Raw genomic sequence first — 1,102 nt, 5'->3', positions numbered from 1 at the left:
TTAGCTAACTTATCGAGGCATACTCTCGGGGTGATGTGCTATGGCACTCAGCCCCATTTAGAGAAGGTGGACGGCCGTACATTGTTCTGAGCGATGAACACCACCCATTCTATGGAGAAGAATATCTCGTGGCTGGCGTAACAACCACAGAGCGAGACGGAGCGATTGAGCTCACTCCGGATACATGGGCAGAAGGTGGCGCACCGAAGCGAAGCTGGACCTCACCGTGGTATATCTTGACACTTAAGCACGAAACAGTAACTGATCGTCTCGAGCGAATCACGACAGAAACCACGAATCAGATTGCGCAAGAACTCATGAGATTGGTTGGTATAGGCGATTGAAGTCAAAATCAAAGAGAAATAGCCATATTTCTTATAATATTGGTTTAGTTATGTTTGAGTCAAGCCACCACGACAAGACTTCTATAAAAGAAACAGCGCGAGTACCCCGCCCCACCGTGGGCGGGGGTGAAGCGCGTCACAACGATGAATTTAATAAACTACATATATAGCATAACATAGCGATGTCGTCGGGACTTACCCAAACACTATCATTCGGTTTAGATATTGCTACGGGGAGTCCAGACGACTTGCATGACGGGTGTATCGAAGCCCGTCGCATCCGCAATGAAGTGAATCGACTTGACCGGCAGCACTGGGACTGGGACAAGATCAAATCAATCGTTGTTGACAACGCCGATCACGTCCAGAATACGACGCAACTCATCGTTGACAAAGCTCTCGGTGAGATTGAGCGGTATCACGATAACAAAGCAGACGGGTGGGGTCGTCCCTACCCATACATTGAGGGTCGGTATCCGATGGTGATGAATCACACCGAAGGCTACCGCCTGTTTCCTGAAAATGATGCCATTCAGTTCAGAATCAGTGCTGCACCACGCAATCACGTCAAAGGCGAGCTTCGGGGGAGTCCCGACCAGTTTGACCGACTACGAACCGCGTTGAACAATGCTGAGTGGCATGTCGGGACAGCCGAAGTCGTCCACAAACACGACGAATGGCGACTCCACGTTACCGTCACGAAAGAAGACTGTGACGTGGCAAGCCCGGACGATGCAGATACCGTTGTCGGCGTTGAT

At 50.4% G+C, this 1,102-nt stretch carries 1 protein-coding gene and 1 pseudogene; both read left to right on the top strand.

The window, feature by feature from the left end:
• Nucleotides 1–35: 35 nt before the first annotated feature.
• Nucleotides 36–344, top strand: a complete 309-nt coding sequence (locus J07HQW2_RS03080) for a type II toxin-antitoxin system PemK/MazF family toxin (RefSeq protein WP_021053856.1) — start codon at nt 36–38, stop codon at nt 342–344.
• Between the two features lie 182 nt (nt 345–526).
• Nucleotides 527–1,102 (top strand): annotated as a pseudogene (locus tag J07HQW2_RS03075) (RNA-guided endonuclease TnpB family protein); the annotation flags it as partial.

The sequence above is a fragment of the Haloquadratum walsbyi J07HQW2 genome, assembly GCF_000415985.1.
Taxonomy (GTDB): domain Archaea; phylum Halobacteriota; class Halobacteria; order Halobacteriales; family Haloferacaceae; genus Haloquadratum; species Haloquadratum walsbyi_B.
This window is presented reverse-complemented; position numbering and strand designations above follow the sequence as displayed.